General features: G+C 68.3%; 15 protein-coding genes and 1 tRNA gene. 12 read left to right on the top strand and 4 right to left on the bottom strand.

What is annotated here, in order from left to right; translation table 11 throughout:
* The first annotated feature begins 18 nt into the window (after positions 1 to 18).
* From smc to C8K36_RS04560, 9 genes are all read left to right on the top strand, one after another.
* Positions 19 to 3,627: a chromosome segregation protein SMC gene (smc, locus tag C8K36_RS04520; RefSeq protein ID WP_107983769.1), complete on the top strand. Its 3,609-nt coding sequence runs from the start codon at positions 19 to 21 to the stop codon at positions 3,625 to 3,627.
* 74 nt (positions 3,628 to 3,701) lie between these two features.
* On the top strand, positions 3,702 to 4,235 hold the full coding sequence (locus C8K36_RS04525) for a glutathione peroxidase (protein WP_107983178.1): 534 nt from the start codon (positions 3,702 to 3,704) through the stop codon (positions 4,233 to 4,235).
* A 69-nt stretch (positions 4,236 to 4,304) separates the two neighbouring features.
* Positions 4,305 to 5,720: a signal recognition particle-docking protein FtsY gene (gene ftsY, locus C8K36_RS04530; RefSeq protein ID WP_107983179.1), complete on the top strand. Its 1,416-nt coding sequence runs from the start codon at positions 4,305 to 4,307 to the stop codon at positions 5,718 to 5,720.
* A 314-nt stretch (positions 5,721 to 6,034) separates the two neighbouring features.
* Positions 6,035 to 7,294 (top strand): ammonium transporter, encoded by a 1,260-nt coding sequence (locus tag C8K36_RS04535; protein ID WP_107983770.1) that lies wholly within the window; start codon positions 6,035 to 6,037, stop codon positions 7,292 to 7,294.
* 57 nt (positions 7,295 to 7,351) lie between these two features.
* On the top strand, positions 7,352 to 7,690 hold the full coding sequence (locus C8K36_RS04540) for a P-II family nitrogen regulator (RefSeq protein ID WP_107983180.1): 339 nt from the start codon (positions 7,352 to 7,354) through the stop codon (positions 7,688 to 7,690).
* Positions 7,680 to 10,217, top strand: a complete 2,538-nt coding sequence (locus tag C8K36_RS04545; RefSeq protein ID WP_107983181.1) for a [protein-PII] uridylyltransferase — start codon at positions 7,680 to 7,682, stop codon at positions 10,215 to 10,217. Before C8K36_RS04540 ends, C8K36_RS04545 begins: the two co-directional genes overlap by 11 nt.
* Before the next feature lie 158 nt (positions 10,218 to 10,375).
* Positions 10,376 to 11,950, top strand: coding sequence for a signal recognition particle protein (gene ffh, locus C8K36_RS04550; protein ID WP_107983182.1), 1,575 nt, complete (start codon positions 10,376 to 10,378; stop codon positions 11,948 to 11,950).
* A 6-nt stretch (positions 11,951 to 11,956) separates the two neighbouring features.
* Positions 11,957 to 13,066 carry a metal-dependent hydrolase family protein gene (locus C8K36_RS04555; RefSeq protein WP_107983183.1) on the top strand — a complete coding sequence of 370 codons (1,110 nt, stop codon included), beginning with the start codon at positions 11,957 to 11,959 and terminating at the stop codon, positions 13,064 to 13,066.
* 124 nt (positions 13,067 to 13,190) lie between these two features.
* Positions 13,191 to 14,417: a winged helix DNA-binding domain-containing protein gene (locus C8K36_RS04560; RefSeq protein WP_107983184.1), complete on the top strand. Its 1,227-nt coding sequence runs from the start codon at positions 13,191 to 13,193 to the stop codon at positions 14,415 to 14,417.
* Here C8K36_RS04560 and C8K36_RS04565 read toward each other — a convergent pair.
* Positions 14,414 to 15,397, bottom strand: a complete 984-nt coding sequence (locus C8K36_RS04565) for an ester cyclase (protein WP_107983185.1) — start codon at positions 15,395 to 15,397, stop codon at positions 14,414 to 14,416. The two genes, C8K36_RS04560 and C8K36_RS04565, sit on opposite strands and share 4 nt — an antisense overlap.
* A gap of 193 nt (positions 15,398 to 15,590) precedes the next feature.
* Between C8K36_RS04565 and C8K36_RS04570 the strand changes: the two genes are divergently transcribed.
* Together C8K36_RS04570 and yidC are read left to right on the top strand one after the other, a co-directional pair.
* Positions 15,591 to 15,911 (top strand): DUF6412 domain-containing protein, encoded by a 321-nt coding sequence (locus C8K36_RS04570; protein ID WP_107983186.1) that lies wholly within the window; start codon positions 15,591 to 15,593, stop codon positions 15,909 to 15,911.
* 127 nt (positions 15,912 to 16,038) lie between these two features.
* The gene (gene yidC / locus C8K36_RS04575) at positions 16,039 to 16,998 is read left to right on the top strand and encodes a membrane protein insertase YidC (protein WP_107983187.1); all 960 of its coding nucleotides are present in this window, start codon (positions 16,039 to 16,041) and stop codon (positions 16,996 to 16,998) included.
* Positions 16,999 to 17,170: 172 nt separating this feature from the next.
* On the opposite strand, the gene C8K36_RS04580 is transcribed toward yidC, so the two are convergent.
* Complete coding sequence (locus tag C8K36_RS04580; RefSeq protein WP_107983188.1) at positions 17,171 to 17,758, bottom strand: TetR/AcrR family transcriptional regulator; 588 nt, start codon at positions 17,756 to 17,758, stop codon at positions 17,171 to 17,173.
* 119 nt (positions 17,759 to 17,877) lie between these two features.
* Here C8K36_RS04580 and C8K36_RS04585 point away from each other — a divergent pair, with 119 nt between their 5' ends.
* Positions 17,878 to 18,837 (top strand): alpha/beta hydrolase family protein, encoded by a 960-nt coding sequence (locus tag C8K36_RS04585; RefSeq protein WP_107983189.1) that lies wholly within the window; start codon positions 17,878 to 17,880, stop codon positions 18,835 to 18,837.
* Positions 18,838 to 19,059: 222 nt separating this feature from the next.
* Here the strand turns inward: C8K36_RS04585 and C8K36_RS04590 are convergent.
* A tRNA-Leu gene (locus tag C8K36_RS04590) sits at positions 19,060 to 19,144 on the bottom strand.
* A 77-nt stretch (positions 19,145 to 19,221) separates the two neighbouring features.
* Positions 19,222 to 19,890 carry a hypothetical protein gene (locus tag C8K36_RS04595; RefSeq protein ID WP_107983190.1) on the bottom strand — a complete coding sequence of 223 codons (669 nt, stop codon included), beginning with the start codon at positions 19,888 to 19,890 and terminating at the stop codon, positions 19,222 to 19,224.
* Positions 19,891 to 20,183 lie beyond the last annotated feature (293 nt).

Consider the following 20,183-nt stretch of genomic DNA (forward strand, 5'->3'; position numbering starts at 1 on the left):
CAGGTAGAGTCCACCGTCATGCACCTGAAGAGTCTGACGTTGAAGGGCTTCAAGTCCTTTGCGTCCGCCACGACTCTGCGGTTCGAGCCCGGCATCACGTGCGTCGTGGGGCCCAACGGCTCGGGCAAGTCCAACGTCGTCGATGCCCTCACCTGGGTGATGGGCGAGCAGGGGGCCAAGGCCCTGCGCGGCGGCAAGATGCAGGACGTCATCTTCGCCGGCACCGCCGGACGTGCTCCGCTCGGCCGTGCCGAGGTGACACTCACGATCGACAACTCCGACGGCGCCCTGCCGATCGAGTACTCCGAGGTGTCGATCACCCGGCGCATGTTCCGTGACGGCGCCGGCGAGTACGAGATCAACGGCAACTCGTGTCGCCTGATGGACGTGCAGGAGCTGCTCAGCGACTCGGGCATCGGCCGCGAGATGCACGTCATCGTCGGTCAGGGACGCCTGTCTGCGATCCTCGAGTCTCGCCCGGAGGACCGTCGCGCGTTCATCGAAGAGGCCGCGGGCGTCCTCAAGCATCGCAAGCGCAAGGAAAAAGCCGTCCGCAAGCTCGATGCGATGCAGGCCAACCTCGCGCGGCTGAACGACCTCACCGCCGAACTGCGCCGACAGCTCAAGCCGCTCGGTCGACAGGCCGAGGTCGCCCGACGTGCTCAGACCGTTCAGGCCGACCTGCGGGACGCGCGCCTTCGGTTGGCTGCGGACGATCTCGTCACCCGCCGCGCCGAACTCGCGAACCAGACGCACGATGAAAAGATCGTCCGCGAGCAGCAGGAGGCGGTGCACGCCGCGCTCGACGAGGCGACCGCCGAACTCGGCGGGCACGAGCAGGCGCTCGCACGCCTGACGCCGCAGGCCGAGGCCGCGGGACAGACGTGGTTCCAGCTGTCCGCGCTGGCCGAACGCGTGAGTGCGACGATCCGGATCGCGCAGGAACGCGCACGTCACCTCGACAGCGAGCCCGAGGTGGGGCGGGGGCAGGATCCGGACGAGATGGAGGCCCGCGCCGAGCGGATCGCGGTGGAGGAGGCCGAACTGGTCGCTGCCGTCGAACTCGCGCGCGCGACGCTCGACGCGGCACGCGAACAACTCGCGGAGCGCGAGGAGGCCGCGGCGGACGCCGAGCGCGCCCATGTCGCGGCGGTGCAGGCGATCGCGGATCGCCGTGAAGGCCTGGCGCGGCTGTCCGGTCAGGTGGACACGCTGCGCACGCGCGCCGAGTCGGTGGACGCCGAGGTGTCCCGGCTCGATGTCGCGATCGCCGAGGCACGCGAGCGGGGGGACGCCGCACAGGGCGAGTTCGACACGGTCGAGTCCACGGTCGACGACCTCGACGCCGGGGAACTCGGCCTCGACGGCCACTACGAGCGCGCGGTCGCGGCGCTCGACCTGATCGCCGGACGGGTCACCGAACTGCGGGCCGCGGAACGCGACGCCGGCCAGGAAGTGGCGTCGCTGAAGGCCCGCATCGACGCGCTGTCGATGGGACTCGAACGCCGAGACGGTGGAGCGTGGCTGCTCGAACACCACTCCGACCGCGGGCTCACCGGCCCCGTCGCCGAACTGATCCGTGTGGATCCCGGATACGAGACCGCAGTTGCCGCGGTGATGGGTCCGGCGGCCGACGCGATCGCCGCGGAATCTGCTGAGGCCGCATCCGCCGCGGTGCACGCGCTGCGCGCAGCGGACGGTGGCCGAGCTGCGGTCCTCTTCGCGGCAGAACGCGCGGATGTCGCGCCGCGCGCGGACCTACCGGTCCGGGCGACGTGGATCGCCGACGCCGTGCATTGCCCCGATTCCGTGCGCGTGGCCGTCGACGCCCTGCTCGATGGTGTTGCCGTCGTCGAATCGCTCGATGCTGCAACGGAACTCGTGAGAATCCTGCCCTCGGTGCGTGCAGTGACACGGGACGGCGATCTGGTCGGGGCGGGCTGGATCACCGGCGGATCCGACCGCCTCCCGAGCACGCTCGAGGTGCAGGCCGCGATCGACGCATCGACGGCAGGTTTGGAGTCGGCCGAGCGCCGCTCCCAGGAACTGGCCGCTGCCCTCGCCGGTGCTGTTGCCGAGCAGTCGGACCGCGCGGAGGTCGCCGAGCAGGCGCTGGCCGCGCTGCACGAGTCCGACGCCACCATGTCCGCGGTCTACGAGCAGTTGGGACGACTGGGCCAGGTGGTTCGGGCCGCGCATGCCGAGTCCGAGCGACTCCTTGCGCAGCGCGTCAAGGCGGAGAACGGCCGGGAGGAGACCCTCACGTCGCTCGCCGAACTCGAGGAGCGGTTGCGTCGCGCCGAGGACGAACAGTCCGGTGCCGCAGGGGCATCCGACATGGACGGTGGCGCACCAACCGAGTTCGAGCGGGAGGTTGCCGCCGCCGCCCTGACGGAGGTCCGCGCGGTGGAGGTCGAGGCCCGCCTCGCGGTACGCACCGCCGAGGAACGCGCCGAATCGGTTCGCGGAAAGGCGGACTCGCTACGTCGTGCGGCTCAGGCGGAGCGCGACGCCAGGGCCCGGGCCGAACGCGCGCGCCACGCCCGCCGAACGGCCGCCGAGGTCGCGGCCGCCGTGGCCGAGTCCGGACAGCGGGTGGCCGGTCACCTCGGCCGGATCGTGGAAGCGGCCGCGGCCCACCGCGACGAGCTGACGAGTCTGCGCGCCGCGCACACCGAAGAGGTCGAGGGCGTCAAGGAGCGTGTCCGGCAACTCACCGCGCAGAAGGCGGCATTGACGGACGCCGTCCACCGAGACGAGGTAGCGCGAGCACAGGCGGCGCTGCGGATCGAACAGCTCGAGGCGACCATCCTCGAGCAGTACGCCGTCAACCTCGATGATCTGATTGCCGAGTACGGCCCCGACGTCCAACTGCCCCCGTCCGAGTTGGAGATCACGGAGTACGAGCAGGCGCGTGAGCGTGGCGAGCAGGTCACCCGCCCCGCGCCGGTGCCGTACGACCGCGGCACCCAGGAGCGCCGGGCGAAGCGGGCCGAGAAGGACCTCGCGACGCTCGGCAAGGTCAATCCGCTCGCGCTCGAGGAGTTCGCGGCGCTGGAGGAGCGGTACAACTTCCTGTCCACCCAGCTCGAGGACGTCAGGAACGCGCGCAAGGACCTGCTCGGGGTGGTCGCCGACGTCGACGCGCGCATCCTGCAGATGTTCACCGAGGCCTACGCCGACGTCGAGCGCGAGTTCGTCGACGTGTTCGCGAAGCTCTTCCCAGGCGGCGAGGGCCGCCTGGTGCTGACCGACCCGTCGGACATGCTCACCACCGGGATCGAAGTGGAGGCCCGCCCGCCCGGAAAGAAGGTCAAGCGGCTGTCGCTGCTGTCCGGCGGCGAGAAGTCGCTCACCGCGGTCGCGATGCTCGTCGCGATCTTCCGGGCCCGGCCGTCACCGTTCTACGTGATGGACGAGGTGGAGGCCGCGCTCGACGACACCAACCTGCGACGACTGATCGGTCTGTTCGAGCAACTGCGGGAGAAGTCGCAGCTGATCGTGATCACCCATCAGAAGCCGACGATGGAAGTCGCCGACGCGCTCTACGGCGTCAGCATGCGCGGCGACGGCATCACCACCGTCATCTCGCAGCGACTGCGCGGTCAGGACCTGGTCGCCGGGTGAGCCCGTCACCGTCACCGTCACCCACGTGCGTGCACCCCGCACGACTCCACCCGAACTACATGGGAGAACCATCGATGAATGCCCACAACTTCCCCGTCCAGACGGCAGACGGCGCCACCGAGGACCTGAGCGCTCACAAAGGCAAGCTCCTCCTGATCGTCAATGTGGCGAGTAAGTGCGGACTCACGCCGCAGTACGAAGGACTGGAAGCGCTGCATCAGGCAAACAAGGACCGCGGCCTGCAGATCGTCGGCTTCCCGTGCAACCAGTTCGGTGACCAGGAACCCGGCGACAACGCCGAGATCCAGCAGTTCTGCAGCGTCAACTACAACGTCACCTTCCCGGTGTACGCCAAGCTCGAGGTCAACGGCGAAGGCGCTCACCCGCTGTTCCAGTACCTGCGCGCGGAGGCCCCGGGCGACTTCGGCCCCGATCACGGCTTCCTCTTCGAGCACGTCAGCAAGACCAGCCCGGAGGCGATCGGCACCGACGCGGTGAAGTGGAACTTCACCAAGTTCCTCGTGAACCGTGACGGAGAGGTCATCCGCCGCTTCGAGCCGACCGTCACCCCCGAGCAGATCGCCGAGGAGATCGCAGAACTGCTCTAGGAGCGCGGCGATGCGGGGCTGTGTCGCCCGGAGACCTCACAGCCCCGCACAGCCTGACAGGATGTCGGTGTGACTACCGGAGCCTGGATAGCAATAGCGGCCGTACTGGCCGTCCTCATCGTGGCGCTCGTCGTCGGCCTCATCATTGCGCGTCGTCGTCGTGTCAGCCTCACCGCGCCCGAGACGCCCGAGCTGACCGAGCAGCCGAAGGACCGGTCGGGCGGTTATCAGGCCGGTGGCGGATTCAACTTCAGCCAGGGCTCGACGGCGACCGCGCCGCCCAAGGTGCCGCCGGCCGCGCCCAAGACGCCGACGCCTCCGCCCGTCCCCCCGGTCGCACCGCCGGTGCCCCCGGTCGCACCGCCGGTGCCCCCGGTCGCTCCCGCGCCCAAGCCGGAACCGAAGCCCGAGCCGACCGTCACGCCAGCACCCGAGCCGGTCGTCGAGCCCGAGCCGGTCGTCGAGCCCGAGCCGGTCGTCGAGCCCGAGCCCGTCGTCGAGCCCGAGCCGGTTGTCGAGCCCGAACCCGTCGTCGAAACGCCGGCGCCGGCGATCGAGGAGATCGCACCCACCGACGGTCGTCTGGACCGCCTGCGCGGTCGCCTGTCCCGCTCACAGAACGCGGTCGGCAAGAGCCTGCTCGGCCTGCTCGGCGGCGGCGATCTCGACGAGGATTCGTGGGAGGAGGTCGAGGACACGCTGCTGATCGCCGACCTCGGCACCGCCACCACGATGAAGATCGTCGAGCGGTTGCGCGAGCAGATGGCCGCCCGAGGAGTGCGCAGCGAGGCAGACGCCCGGGCGCTGCTGCGCGAGGTGCTCATCGACGAGCTGCGTCCCGAGATGGACCGCTCCATCCGCGCGCTGCCGCACGGTGACCATCCGGCGGTCCTGCTCGTCGTCGGCGTCAACGGCACCGGCAAGACCACGACCACCGGCAAACTCGCACGCGTCCTCGTCGCCGACGGCCGTCGCGTCCTGCTCGGTGCGGCCGACACGTTCCGTGCCGCCGCGGCAGACCAGTTGCAGACGTGGGCCGAGCGCGTCGGCGCCGAGGTGGTCCGCGGACCCGAGGGCGGCGATCCGGCTGCGATCGCGTTCGATTCGGTCGCCAAGGGCATCGAGGACGGCGTCGACGTGGTCGTCATCGACACCGCCGGCCGCCTGCACACCAAGACCGGTCTCATGGACGAGCTCGGCAAGGTCAAGCGGGTCGTCGAGAAGAAGGCCGCCGTCGACGACGTCCTGCTGGTTCTCGACGCGACCGTCGGGCAGAACGGACTCACGCAGGCCCGTGTGTTCGCGGAGGTCGTCGACATCACCGGCGTCGTGCTCACCAAGCTCGACGGCACGGCCAAGGGCGGCATCGTCTTCCAGGTCCAGCACGAACTCGGCGTTCCCGTGAAGCTCGTCGGCCTCGGCGAGGGCGCCGACGATCTCGCGCCGTTCGAGCCGGAAGCATTCGTCGACGCGCTCCTCGGATAGCGGATTTCACCGACTCCTCGGGAGTCGCAGCGGGCCCCGGTAGCTGTGTCCACCGGGGCCCGTTTCGCGTCTCCGGACTGCCGACAATCGGGATGGTTCGGGCGTCCGGGAGTGCGAAAAGCAATGAAAAGTCCCTGATGAAACCTCTTTGCAACATAGTCTGGCCATGCGTTCACCTTGGCGAAACAGGGGAGAGCCCTGGAGGAAACACCGCGTGACCACTCTTCTCCATGACGACGTGCTGTCCGGCGCGTGAGAAGGAGGTTCTAGTGAGTCCCGAGGAAGTGTTGGCGAGCTCCGGCAACGCCGCATGGATGCTCATGGCCGCGTCGCTGGTGTTGCTGATGACACCCGGCGTCGCGTTCTTCTACGGCGGCATGTCGAGGTCCAAGTCGGTCCTGAACATGATGATGATGTCGTTCGGCGCGATGGCCGTGATCGGTGTCGTCTACGTGCTGTGGGGCTGGTCGATGTCCTACGGCACCCAGGACATCGGAGGCGTGTTCGCCAACCCCTTCGAGTTCTTCGGCCTGAAGGACAGCATCACCGACGCGGACGGCAACTTCATCGCCGGTGCGTGGGGTTACCCGAACGTCATCGACATCGCGTTCCAGGTGACGTTCGCGATCATCACCACCGCGCTGATCAGCGGTGCGCTGGCAGAGCGCGTCAAGTTCAGCACGTGGATGGCCTTCTCGGCGATCTGGGTGACCGTCGTGTACTTCCCGCTGGCGCACATGGTGTGGGGTGGCGGCCTGCTGTCGGGTTCGGAGAACGGCATCGCGGCCAAGATCTTCGGCACCACCGATGACGGTGAGGGCGGGCTGGTGGCCGCGGTCGCTCCGATCGACTTCGCCGGCGGCACGGTCGTTCACATCAATGCCGGTATCGCCGCGTTCGTCCTCGCTGTGATCGTCGGCAAGCGAGCAGGCTTCGGCAAGACCGCGTACCGCCCGCACAATCTGCCGCTGGTGATGCTCGGCGCCGCGCTGCTGTGGTTCGGCTGGTTCGGCTTCAACGCGGGTTCGGCGTTCGCTGCCGACGGCGCAGCCGGTCTCGCCTGGGTGAACACCACGTCGGCCACGGCGGCCGCGATCCTCGGCTGGCTCGCCACCGAGCGCATCCGCGATGGCAAGGCCACCAGCCTCGGCGCCGCGTCGGGTGCCGTCGCCGGCCTGGTCGCGATCACTCCCGCTGCCGGCGCGCTCAGCCCCGTCGGATCGCTCGTGCTCGGTGCGATCGCCGGCGTCCTGTCGGCCCTCGCTGTGGGTCTGAAGTACAAGTTCGGCTACGACGACTCCCTCGACGTCGTCGGCGTCCACCTGGTGTCGGGCCTGTGGGGCACGGTCGCGATCGGTTTCTTCGCCACCGAGACCGGACTGTTCTACGGCGGTGACTACAAGCAGCTGGTCGTCCAGATCGTGATCGCGGTAGCGGCTCTCGTGTTCACCGCGGTCCTCACCGCGATCATCGCCTTCGCACTCAAGCCCCTCGGATGGCGTGTCTCGAAGGAGACGGAAGCGCGCGGCATCGACGAGGGTGAACACGCCGAGACTGCGTACGACCTCGCCTGACGCGATACTTGATGAAGTGGACAACGGGCACTTGAGACCTTTCGAAGGGATGCAGATATGAAGCTGATCACGGCGATCGTCAAACCGTTCACGCTCGAGGACGTCAAGACCGGGCTCGAACAGGCCGGTGTGCTCGGCATGACGGTCAGCGAAGTCCAGGGTTACGGCCGGCAGAAGGGCCACACCGAGGTGTACCGCGGTGCCGAGTACTCCGTCGACTTCGTGCCCAAGGTCCGCGTCGAGGTGGTCGTCGACGACGCCGCCGTCGACAAGGTCGTCGAAGTCATCGTCGAAGCCTCCCGCACCGGCAAGATCGGTGACGGAAAGGTCTGGGTCACACCGGTCGAATCGATCATCCGTGTTCGAACCGGGGAGCGGGGTGGGGATGCGCTCTGACCCTCACGGGTCCGCATTCGACGGCCCTGATCCAGTCGCCACGACGGCGGCCGGATCGGGGCCGTCCGCGTCTGCCGGCCCGACGTCCGATCGTCCCGGCGAGGCGCACGACCTGGCGCGGGCACGCCGACAGTTGCTCGCGGGCGGCTCCCGGAACCATCGCCTCGACGCACCGTCGTTGCGTCACGCCCTCGTCGACCTGCACGAGTTCTGGCTCACGACAAAGGGAAACGAACTGGGCATCCGGCCCGATTCGGGATTTGCGATCGTCGCTGTCGGAGGGCTCGGACGCCGGGAGATGCTTCCGTACTCCGACCTCGACCTCATCCTGTTGCACGACGACGTCGATCCCGCGCTCGTCTCCGAGGTCGCCGATCAGCTGTGGTACCCGTTGTGGGACGCGCACATCAAGCTCGATCACAGTGTCCGTACCGTGCCGCAGGCCCTGCAGGTCGCGTCCACCGACCTCACCGCGACGCTGGGTATGCTCGAGGCGCGCCACATCGCCGGGGATGTCGAGCTGAGCCACCTCCTCATCGGTGGTGTGCGCAGGCAGTGGCGGACCGGGATCCGTTCGCGTTTCGACGAACTCGTCGATCAGGCGCGAACTCGGTGGGCACGCAGCGGCCAGATCGCGCACCGCGCCGAACCGGATCTGAAGAACGGACGAGGCGGTCTGCGCGACGTCCAACTGCTCAATGCGCTGTCGATCGCGCAACTCACCGACGGGATGCCGGGACTCGGCCCCGACGCCCCGGGCGGCGGTCTCGCGCTGGCCCATCGCCGACTGCTCGACGTCCGCACCGAACTGCATCGCGTGGCCGGGCGCTCCCGGGATCAACTCCGGGCGCAGGACGCCGACGAGATAGGCGCGGCACTGCGGATCGGGGACCGGTTCGATCTCGCGCGCACGCTCAGCGACTGTGCGCGCACCATCGGCTACTCGGTGGACGTCGGGCTGCGGACGGCGGGCAATTCGCTTCCCCGGCGTGGTCTTTCGAAGCTGCGCGGAATTCCGGTGCGGCGGCCGATCGACGAGGGTGTCGTGGAGCATGCCGGTGAGGTGGTGCTGGCCCGGGACGCGCGGCCCAAGCGTGACCCCGGACTGGTGGTCCGAGTCGCGGCGGCGTCGGCGACAACGGGCATGCCGATCTCGGCGTCGACGCTGGGGCGGCTGTCCGACAGCGCACCGGAGTTGCGGGAGCCGTGGCCCAAGGGAGCGCTCAGCGACCTGCTGGTGCTGCTCGGCGCCGGCTCGCGCGCCATCCCGACGATCGAGGCCCTCGACCGGACCGGGCTGTGGGGCCGTCTGCTGCCGGAATGGGGTGCGGTGCGCGACCTGCCGCCGCGCGACGCCGTGCACACGTGGACAGTGGACCGGCACCTCGTCGAGACCGTCGCGCAGGCGGGCGGCATGGCGACCCGGGTGGCCCGGCCCGACCTGCTGCTCCTCGGGGCGCTGCTGCACGACATCGGCAAGGGGCGCGGCGGCGATCACAGCGAGGTCGGGGCCGAACTGGCCGCGCAGATCGGCGGGCGTCTGGGGCTGTGGCCGTCGGACATCACGCTGCTGACGGAAATGGTGCGGCACCACCTCCTGCTGGCGCAGACGGCCACGCGCCGCGACCTGGACGATCCCGCGACGGTGCAGATGGTGGTCGACAAGCTCGGCGGTGACGCCCTGCTTCTCGAACTGCTCCATGCGCTCGCGGAGGCGGACTCACTCGCGACCGGTCCCGGGGTGTGGGGTGACTGGAAGTCGTCGCTCATCGGGGAACTGGTGCGGCGGTGCCGGCTCACGATGGCGGGGGAGACCCTGCCCGTTCCGGACCCGATCGATCCGATGCTCGTCGACCTCGCGGCCGACGGCGGCGTCCACGTCGCGCTCGATCCGGGCACGTCCCCCCACACCTACACGGTGACGGTGGTCGCGCCGGACACGCCGGGCCTGCTGTCGCACGAGGCGGGCGTGCTCGCGCTCAACTCGCTGCGGGTGCTGTCGGCGTCGCTCGGCAGCCACGGCGGGGCGGCGATCAACTCGTTCGTCGTCGCGCCCAGGTTCGGGTCCCCGCCGCAGGCAGGGCTGGTCCGGCAGGAACTCATCCGGGCGATCGGCGGCGAGATCGACGTCCTCGACCTCCTCGACGTGAAAGAGGAGGAGGCGCTCGCGCGTCAGGTCCTCGAGGATCGGACCGGCGCCGCCGTTCCGGTCCAGTACTCGCAGGCACCGCCCCGGGTGATCTGGTTCGACGTGACCGGTGGCGACGCCTCGCAGGGCGAGGCGATCGTCGAACTGCGCGCGGAGGACCGGCTCGGCATGCTCAGCCGTTTGGCGAGGGTCTTCGAACGAAATGGCGCGGACGTGCGCTGGGCGCGGGTCAGTACGCTCGGATCCTCGGTGGTCGACGCCTTCTGCATCAGCATGGCCGACGGGGGAACACGGGCCCGCCGAGAGCAGCTCGAGAGCGCGATCCTGGCGGTCGTTCCGGCGCCCGAGCCGAGGAAGGACGAGCCCGCAGCGGAGTGAGCGGTCGACGGCCGGCGGTTGCTGCGGCGTCCACTCGGGCGTCGCCGCAGCAACCGCCCGGGGTTGCCGCACGGATGTAGCCGCTCGAGCGGTTACCCTGGTTTCGAGAATATTCACGGCCCGCGGCCAGACCAGCACAGAGCTCAGGAGCGCATTCGGTGTTCGAATCCCTTTCCGACCGGTTGACCGGAGCCCTCAAGGATCTGCGTGGCAAGGGTCGACTCTCCGGAGCCGACATCGACGCCACGTGCCGCGAGATCCGTCTCGCGCTCCTCGAGGCGGACGTCGCGCTGCCCGTCGTCCGGTCCTTCATTGCGAGGATCAAGGAGCGCGCGAAGGGCGTCGAGGTCTCGGGCGCGCTCAACCCGGCGCAGCAGGTCGTCAAGATCGTCAACGAGGAGCTCGTCGGCATCCTCGGTGGTGAGACGCGTCGTCTGCAGTTCGCGAAGACGCCGCCGACCGTGATCATGCTGGCCGGTTTGCAGGGTTCCGGTAAGACCACCCTCGCCGGCAAGCTCGCCAAGTGGCTCAAGGATCAGGGCCATACCCCGCTGCTCGTGGCGTGTGACCTCCAGCGTCCGGGCGCCGTGAGCCAGCTCAAGATTGTCGGCGAGCGTGCCGGTGCCGCCGTGTTCGCGCCGCACCCCGGCACGTCCATCGGTGGCGGCGACAACCCGCTCGGTATCTCGGCGGCCGACCCGGTCGAGGTCGCGCGCGCCGGCGTCGAGGAAGCCCGCGCCAAGCAGTACGACGTCGTGATCGTGGACACCGCCGGCCGCCTCGGCATCGACGAGGAGCTCATGGAGCAGGCCGCGGGCATCCGCGACGCCGTGCAGCCCGACGAGACGCTCTTCGTGCTCGACGCCATGATCGGTCAGGACGCGGTGCACACCGCGGAGGCGTTCAAGACGGGTGTCGGCTTCACCGGTGTCGTGCTCACCAAGCTCGACGGCGACGCCCGCGGTGGTGCCGCGCTGAGCGTCCGTGAGATCACCGGCGAGCCGATCCTCTTCGCGTCGACCGGTGAGAAGCTCGAGGACTTCGACGTCTTCCACCCCGACCGCATGTCCAGCCGCATCCTCGGCATGGGTGACGTGCTCACGCTCATCGAGCAGGCCGAGCAGGTGTTCGACGCCCAGCAGGCCGAGGCCACTGCGGCGAAGATCGGCTCGGGCGAGCTGACCCTCGAGGACTTCCTCGAGCAGATGATGGCTGTGCGCAAGATGGGTCCGATCGGCAACCTGCTCGGCATGCTGCCGGGTGCCGGTCAGATGAAGGACGCGCTCGCCAACGTCGACGAGAAGCAGCTCGACCGCATTCAGGCGATCATCCGCGGCATGACGCCGGCCGAGCGTGACAACCCGAAGATCATCAACGGCTCCCGTCGTCTGCGCATCGCGAACGGCTCGGGTGTGAAGGTCTCCGACGTCAACCAGCTCGTCGAGCGCTTCTTCGAGGCCCGCAAGATGATGGCCGCGATGGCCGGCCGCATGGGCATGCCGGGTGCGCGCAAGCAGATCAAGGGCAAGAAGGGGAAGAAGGGCAAGAAGGGCGGCAAGGGTCCGACGCAGCCGAAGATCCGCGGTGGTTTCCCGGGCGGCTTCCCCGCGGGTATGCCGGGTGGCATGCCGGCCGGCTTCCCGGACATCTCGAGCATGCCGAAGGGTCTCGACCAGCTTCCCCCGGGACTCGAGGGCATCGACCTGTCGCAGCTCAAGCTCCCCAAGAAGTAGGCGGCCGTGGCAGCGTCCAATCCTGCCGGGTTCCACGTTCGTGGCACCGGTCTGCCCGACGAGCAGCCGTTCGAGCTGTGGATCCGGGACGGGAAGCTCTCCGTCGAGCCGGTCCCGGGTGCGCAGACGTTGTGCACCGAGGGCTGGATCCTGCCCGGGCTCGTCGATGCCCACTGCCACATCGGGATTCGTTACGGCGGCGGCGCCGAAGACTTGGGCGGGGTGCTGGCACAGGCACGGACCGAACGTGATGCCGGCGTCCTGCTGGTGCGGGACGCCGGGTCGCCCGTCGACACCCGTTCGCTCGACGAGGTCGCTGGCCTGCCGCGGATCATTCGCGCCGGACGGCACATCGCTGCGCCCAAGCGCTACATCCGTGGGCTGCCGGTCGACCTCGAGGACGAGTCGCAGCTGCCCGACGAGGTGGTGCGGCAGGCGCGTGCCGGTGACGGCTGGGTGAAGCTGGTGGGGGACTGGATCGACCGCGAGGTCGGGGACCTGGCGCCGCTGTGGAGCGACGGCATCCTCGTCGACGCGATCGAGGCCGCGCACCGCGAGGGCGCCCGCGTCACCGCACACGTCTTCGGCGAGGACGCGCTACCCGGACTCATCGAGGCGGGCATCGACTGCATCGAGCACGGCACCGGCCTCACCGACACAACGATCGCGATGATGGCCGAACGCGGCACCGCGCTGGTGCCGACGCTGATCAATATCGACAACTTCCCCGAAATTGCCGATGGCGCCACCAAATTCCCGGTGTACGCCGCACACATGCGCGACCTGTATTCGCGCGTGAACGACACCATCGGTGCCGCCCGCGACGCCGGTATCCCGATCTACGCGGGCACCGACGCCGGCGGACACGTCCGGCACGGCCGGATCGCCGACGAGGTCGCCTCGCTCGGCAAGGTCGGCATGACCCCCACCGAGGCCCTCGGCGCCGCGTGCTGGAACGCCCAGACCTGGCTCGGCGGTGGCGGACTCGAGCCCGGCGCTCCAGCGGATCTCATTGTCTACGAGCAGGATCCGCGAACGGGTCCCGAGGTGCTGTCGCAGCCGTCGCTCGTCGTGGTCGGCGGCGAGGTCGTGACGGCGCGGGGTTCGTTCGCCTGAGTCTGCGGTGCCCTCAGCGCCGCTGTCGCACACCTTTTGTCGGCGTCGCACACCTTTTCCCTACTGAAAAGGTGTGCGACGCCGACAGAAACTGTGTGATGATCCGGACGACGGGAGGTGATCCGTGACATCTCGTCAGAACAATGGTGAAGGCGTCAGCGTGCAGGTCGGCGACGTCGTCGCTTTTCGGCTGCGCGCGCACAATCTGACGGACAGGCGACCTGTCGACGAGCTCCTCGACGTGGTGGGTGCCTGTGGTGTGCAGAACAGCCCGCCGGGGTCGGCGCTGCTCGCGTTGCACGCCCGCGTCGAGGGCGTGACGCGGGAACTCGTCGACCACCTGGTCGCGGTGGACCGCAGCCTGCTGCAGTCGTGGTCCGTGCGCGGTGCACCGTTGTACTTCCCGACCGTTGATGCGCCGGTGTTCACGACAGGCGTCCTGCCGGCGACCGAGAAGGCGCGGATGCATCTGATCGTCGGCGTGGAGCAGGCACTGGCGAAACTCGGGTTGGGGTTGGACGAAACGGTCGACCTCATCGCAGAGGAGATCGGGGCCGTACTCCCCGGGCGGCAACTGGCGATCGACGAACTCGGCAGAGAACTGGCCGAGCGCATCGGGCTCACCATGCCGATCGCCCGACGCGAGATCTGGTCGGCGCCGGGTCCCTACGGCGCACGCGTGCCACTGGGGGAGGCCGTCGTCCATTTCTGTCTCCGGATACTGACGCTGCGCGGAATGGTCTGTCTCGCACCGCGCAGCGGGAACAGGGCGCCGTTCGTCCTGCTCGACGAATGGCTGGGCGGGCCGTTGCCGCACCTCGAGCCCGCCACCGCCCGCGCCGAACTGCTGCGCCGCTACCTGCACTGCTACGGCCCGTCCACGCGCAAGGACTTCGCAGCCTGGGTGGGTGTCCGCACCGGTGACGTCGGACCGTGGTGGGCCACGATCGAGGACGAACTCGTGGCTGTCGATGTCGAGGGCAGCCCGGCGTGGATCCTGGCCGGCGATCTGGCAGACCTGCAGTCGCCGCCCCCAACCTGCGGGGTGCGGCTACTGCCACCGTATGACCCGTACCTGCAGATGCGTGACCGGGAAACGATCGTCGACAGGAAGCGTCATCGTGCGGTGTGGAAGACGGTCGGCGATCCCGGCGCGGTGCTGGCCGACGGCGAGATCGTCGGGACTTGGCGCCCTCGCAAGAGCGGTCGTCGACTGACGTTGACGGTCGAGACGTTCGGGACGCTGAGCGCCGCGGTCCGCACACAGTTACATGGGGAGGCCGAAGGCGTGGCCGCGTTGCGCGGGGCGTCGGCGGTGCAGGTCGAGTTCGAGGGCTTGTCGAACCGCTAGCCGAGTTGCTGCATCAGCGAGAGCAGGTTCGCCACACCCCAGTGCTCGACGATCCTGCCGTCACGCACCCGCATCACATCGACGGTGTCGAACGACACCGCACGCCCGGTGGGGGCGACGCCCATGAACGCTCCGCGGTGCGTGCCGAGGTAGGTCTTGTACGTGGTCACCAGGTCGCGGTCGGACGACTGCCAGTGGATGTCGGCCCGGAAGTCCGGGAAGGCCGAGCGCAGGGACTGGTAAAGGAGTCTGGTGCCGTCCTTGTCGGGGGTCAGTCCGGGCTGCGGTGTGTGGTCCACGTAGTCGTCGGCGAACAGTTCGTCGAACACCGCGAAGTTGCCGCCGCCCTGGACCTCGTCGGTGTTCCGGCGAACGACGGCCTTGACGGCGCCGCCGTCGGGGGTGGGTGACGAATTGCTCAGGGAGCCAACCGAATCGATAGCATGGCGTCCGCTCGACGCCGATGCCAGACGGGCGATGCTCTCGGCGACCAGTGGGGTCTCGCGGCGAACGTGATCGCTGCACGCCGCATGGCACGACGCGGCCGCATCCTCGAAGGTGATCGCGTGCTCGTCGAGGAACGCGAAGTAGTCCCCGGTGGGAACCACGGAGATCCGGTCGGAGATGGTGCAGCGGCCGTCGTCGGTGGGTTGGGCCCGCAACTCCCAGATCACCTCGACGGTCGTCCTGCCCTCGTCAGCCAGAGCCTCCGACGTCGACACCATCCGGCAGTGATGTGGCTCGACGACCTCACCGACGAAGTGATGGATCATGAGGGCGTCACCGAACATCTCGACTGCGATGGGCCGTGGCGACCCGTCCTCGCCGGTCCCGACACCGATCGTGACGTGGTCGGAAGGGCAGCATCGACGGAACTCCGCTTCGGGGAGCGAGAACAACCACTCACCGATGTCCACCCTGTCGGCGGGCACGTCGACGACGTGGATGCGGGTCGAGTCCGAGAGCACGCGTGTGGACATCGTCGTCCCCCAGTTGCTGCAGATGGTCGTGCGCCGGGATCAGCCGCGACAACGAAACGCTAGCGCCGCGAACGGGGACGTCGTCCGTGGTCCGGCGAATGGTTGCAGCTTCGACACCCGGCAGGCGCGCGGCGCTGTGCCCGACACCGGCCCGCCGTGTTGGAAATGTTCCGTTGCTCGGTACCCTCGACCCATGGCACGGATCTGGTCGAGACTTGCGAGGAAGCTGAACACGGTTCAGCTCACGTGGGTTGCCGTGCTGGCATTGGTGATCGCGACGACGGCCGCCACCGACGGCGCTGCCGCAGTGGCCAGTGCGGCCGTCACGGTTGCTCTTGTTCTCGTTGTCTCGGGGCGTTCGCTCTCGGAGCTTCATTCACTGACGGCACCGGCGATCGGGCCACCGCGCGAGGAGCAACACCTGCGTGGGGCATTCCGTCGGCAGAGTGCGCCGAACACGCCGGGGCGTCCCCGTCGACCCCGAGCACCCGGACAGGTTCTCGCCGCCGCATAGCGACCCCTCGCTGTGCCGCGCAGGTGAACCCTGTCCGTCTTGCGCCGCAGCTGTCCGAAGGACGCCGGCGCGTCAACCATCCGCGTGATTCGACCCCTCGTGTCGTCGCGCGGCGAAGAGGTGCCCGATGCTCGATTTCATCTACTATCCCGTCTCTGCGATCTTGTGGTTCTGGCACAAAGTGTTCGGCTCGATGCTCGGTCCGGACAACGGATTCGCTTGGGCCCTCGCCGTGGTTCTCCTCGTCTTCACCCTGCGTCTTCTCCTGCTCAAACCCGCGATTCGGCAGATTCGCACGAGCCGCCAGATGCGGGACCTGCAACCCCAGATCAAGGCATTGCAGAAGGCGCACGCCGGCGATCGTCAACGCATGGCGGTGGAGATGCAGAAGCTGCAGAAGGAGCATGGATTCAACCCGTTGATGGGCTGCTTGCCGGTGCTTGTGCAGGCGCCGGTGTTCATCGGGCTCTACCACGTTCTGCGATCGTTCAACCGCACCGGAACCGGTCACGGCGGGCTCGGAATGACGGCGCAGGACAACGCGAACACCGCGAACTACATCTTCAGTGCTGCCGATGTGCAGTCGTTCCTCAACGCCCGACTGTTCGGTGCTCCGATCTCGACGGCGATCACCTCACCGCAGAGCACTCTCGAATCGTTCGCGTCGCATGGCGGAGTTCCGAGCATCGCGGCGATCGCGGCCGTGGCGATTCCCCTGATGGTGATCGCTTCCCTTGCCACGCACTTCAACGCGCGGGCGTCGTTGGCCAGGCAGAGTCCGGACGCCGCTGCCAACCCGCAGACCGCGATCATGAACAAGCTCATGCTGTGGGTGTTCCCGGTGGGCGTCCTCGTCGGAGGGCCGTTCCTGATCATCGCGATCCTGTTGTACTGGGTGGGTAACAACATCTGGACCTACGCGCAGCAGCACTTCGTGTTCGCCCGGCTCGACAGGGAAGACGCCGCCAAGGAACGGGAACTCGCGCAACGCCAGCGCGGAGTCGCACCGGCACCGGGCGCCCGGCCCACCAGCGCTCCGGCGAAGCCCCGGCGGAAACCGAACAGAACGAAGGCGAATCGTCGCTGAACCCACCGACGAAACGAGGTCACGAACCCCGTCGGAGTTCGTGACCTCGTTGGTGCAGTTCGTGGAACTGCGGCTGGTGTGCGGTTCGCGTTGCCTGGCCTCAGGCGATTTCTCGACCGTCGAGCGTGGGCGCACTTCGCCGAAAGGGGTTGTGACTCAGTCCTGTTCTCGTCTATCGATTGGATCCGCCGAGTACGCCGGTGACAAGCAGTTGCACCAGGCGGTCGGCGTCGTAGGCGGGATCCGCGGCCGCCCCGATGCACAGGTTTCCGATGCCCTTCATCAGGTTGTATGCGTCGACCGGCGGGACGTGTCCAGCGCCGGTATGCCCGAACGCCGCCTGGAGGAGCGACCCGCAGACCGGTACGAGGCGATCGACGAAGTAAGCGTGCAGCGCATCGGACCCAGCGCTGTCGCCCTGCAGTGCGCCGGCCAGACCGTGCTTGGTGACCAGGAACTCCACGAACAGTGCGACCCACGCCCGCAATGCCGCCTCCGGCGTCGGGCTTTCGTCGAGCAGCCTCGAGCCGGCGTCCGCGCACGCCTCGACCTGGTGGCGGTACACCGCCACCACAAGTTCCGGACGCGTCGGGAAATGCCGGTAGATCGTCCCCATCCCGACCCCGGCCCTCGCCGCGATCTCCCGGACCGGCGCGTCGACGCCGGATGTGACGAACACCGCTGCCGCCGCGTCGAGAAGGGCCTGCTCGTTCCGGCGCGCGTCGGCGCGCTTGGTCCGGCGATCGCTCTCATCGGTCACAGAACACACTCCTCCATGTCGTCACGGGTTGCTATCCGGAACATTGCTCCGTATTGTTTCGGAACAGCGCTCCGATTTCCATTATTGCAGGGCCTAGCACCTCGAAAGGACCCCCAGCCTTGAACTCTTCCATCCAGACTTCTGCACTCGTGGCCACCCTCGACGAGGTCGTCGGCGTCGGCACTCCCGTCGTCTCCGTCGCCCCCGTCGAACTGCCCTCCCCGGGCCGCACGCTGCCGCTCGAGGTGCGGGTCTCCGCGCCGACCACCGGTTCGGACCTGCCGATCGTGCTCTTCTCGCACGGCAACGGGTGGCACCACGACGGCTACGCGCCTCTGGCCGCGTTCTGGGCCTCCCGGGGCTTCGTCGTGGTCCAGCCCACCCACCTGGATTCCCGGCGCTACGGGATCGGATTCGACGACCCCCGCTTCCCGGACATTTGGATCGAGCGGATCGCGGACCTGGGTCGCATCCTCGACCAGCTCGCCGCCATCGAGGCCTCCATCCCCGGCCTGACCGGACGGGTCGACCACACCCGCATCGCCGTCGCCGGGCACTCCTGGGGCGCGCAAACCGCGCAGGCACTCCTCGGCGCCCGAATCCTGGACAAGGACGGGCAGGTCGGGGAGGGCATGTCCGACAGCCGCGTCGCGGCCGGAATCCTCCTGGCCGCAACCGGCGTCGGCGGTGAGGACCTACACCCGTTCGCGCAGGCCAACTTCCCGTTCATGTACCCGTCGTTCCGTGAGCTCACCACGCCGACACTCGTCGTCGCAGGCGACCACGACCAGTCCCACATGTCCAGCCGCGGCCCCGACTGGTTCACGGACGCATACACTTTCAGCCCCGGCGCCACCGACCTCCTCACCCTGCACGACGCCGAGCACGCCCTCGGCGGGATCCCCGGATACGAGGTCGCCGAGACCACCGACGAGAACCCCGAGCGTGTGGCCGTACTACAGCGGATGAGCACCGCATACCTCCGCACCGCGCTCCAGCTCGATGCCGACGGCTGGGCCGCTGCCCGGGCGGCTCTGGCGGACAGCACCAGCCCGATCGGTCACGTCGACAGCAAGTAGCTCGGACTCACTGGACCGCTCGGCGCCGGGTTCTTCGGGTGACCTGGATTGCGATGGTTGAGGAGGGCTGGAAAGGATTCCCAATCCAGGACCATTTACGAGCTGCGGGCCGAACCCACCACTACGTCCGGTGGACAGTTCAACCAACCCTGCCAACGAAAACGAGGTCACGAACCCGGTCGGAGTTCGTGACCTCGTTGGTGCAGTTCGTGGAACTGCGGCTGGTGCGCGAGGGGGGACTTGAACCCCCACGTCCTGAGACACTGGAACCTAAATCCAGCGCGTCTGCCAATTCCGCCACTCGCGCGAGCGATAGACAGCTTACGCCACCGCCGGCCGATCCGATTCGCCAGGATCTGCCGGCGGTGACGTGTGATTGGTTGTCTACGCGGACAACGACTTCGGCGCCCGCGTGGGCCGCTGTGTGCGTTGGTAGCGCCACGCCGCATTGAGGAGAGCGCCCGGTTGGGTCCCCGATTCGGTGGCGGCTGCTGCCAGCAGTTCGAGTGCCCGGGTCTCGGTGAGTGTCTCGGCCGATCCCAGTGCGTCGCTGACGAATCGGCAGAGTTGGGTGAGCGCGTCGGGCCCGATCACGGACAACTGAAGGACGAACGACTCCCACGTGGTGTCACCGAGGCCGGGCACCGTGAGGATGGCGTCACGGGCGGTTCGTCCGTCGCGGATGCGGCCGCTGTCCCGGATGCCGGTTTCGACGAGGGCTGCCGCCGCGAGCGCCGCCGCCTCGGCCTTGGTGGTGTAGTTCCCCGGCACCCTCTGGCGATTGTCGAGGATCTCCGACAGGTGGTCGGGCGCGTCGACGAAAGCGGCCAGGGCCGTCAGATCGTCGAGCGGTGTGTCTCGGTGTGTACGCCAGTTGCCGATCACGCGGCGCACCCCGGTTGTCGGTGTGCCGTACGTGGCGCGCGCCGAGAAAATCGCGTCCAGTAGCGCCGCCTCCGCCTCCTGTGGCCACCCGGACGGCCAGTGCGATCGGTCGTGGGGCAGGACGGCGGCGATGTGGTCGACGAGCGTGCGGATCTCCTGTGCGGTCATGAATTCCCCCCTGGATTTCGGTTGACGGTGCGCACGGTAATGCAGGCGTAGGACAGCGCCGCATCCTCACCGCACGCCGAAGGCCCGCCGTCAAGCAGATCACGAATTGATAACAATCAACGTGAGGGTTCCCTCAGGTTTGTGGACGTCCTCGCATGGGGTGTGACCCGCGGATACGTCATCTACTGGCGAGTTACCTTTCGGCATTCCTGTGCGCAATGTCACTTGATACTCGCTGGTAGAAAGCGCGCGCCGTGCAAACGTGAGGCTTTCCTCATGATTCTGTGTCAACC

Source organism: Rhodococcus sp. OK519 (assembly GCF_003051005.1).
GTDB lineage: Bacteria > Actinomycetota > Actinomycetes > Mycobacteriales > Mycobacteriaceae > Prescottella.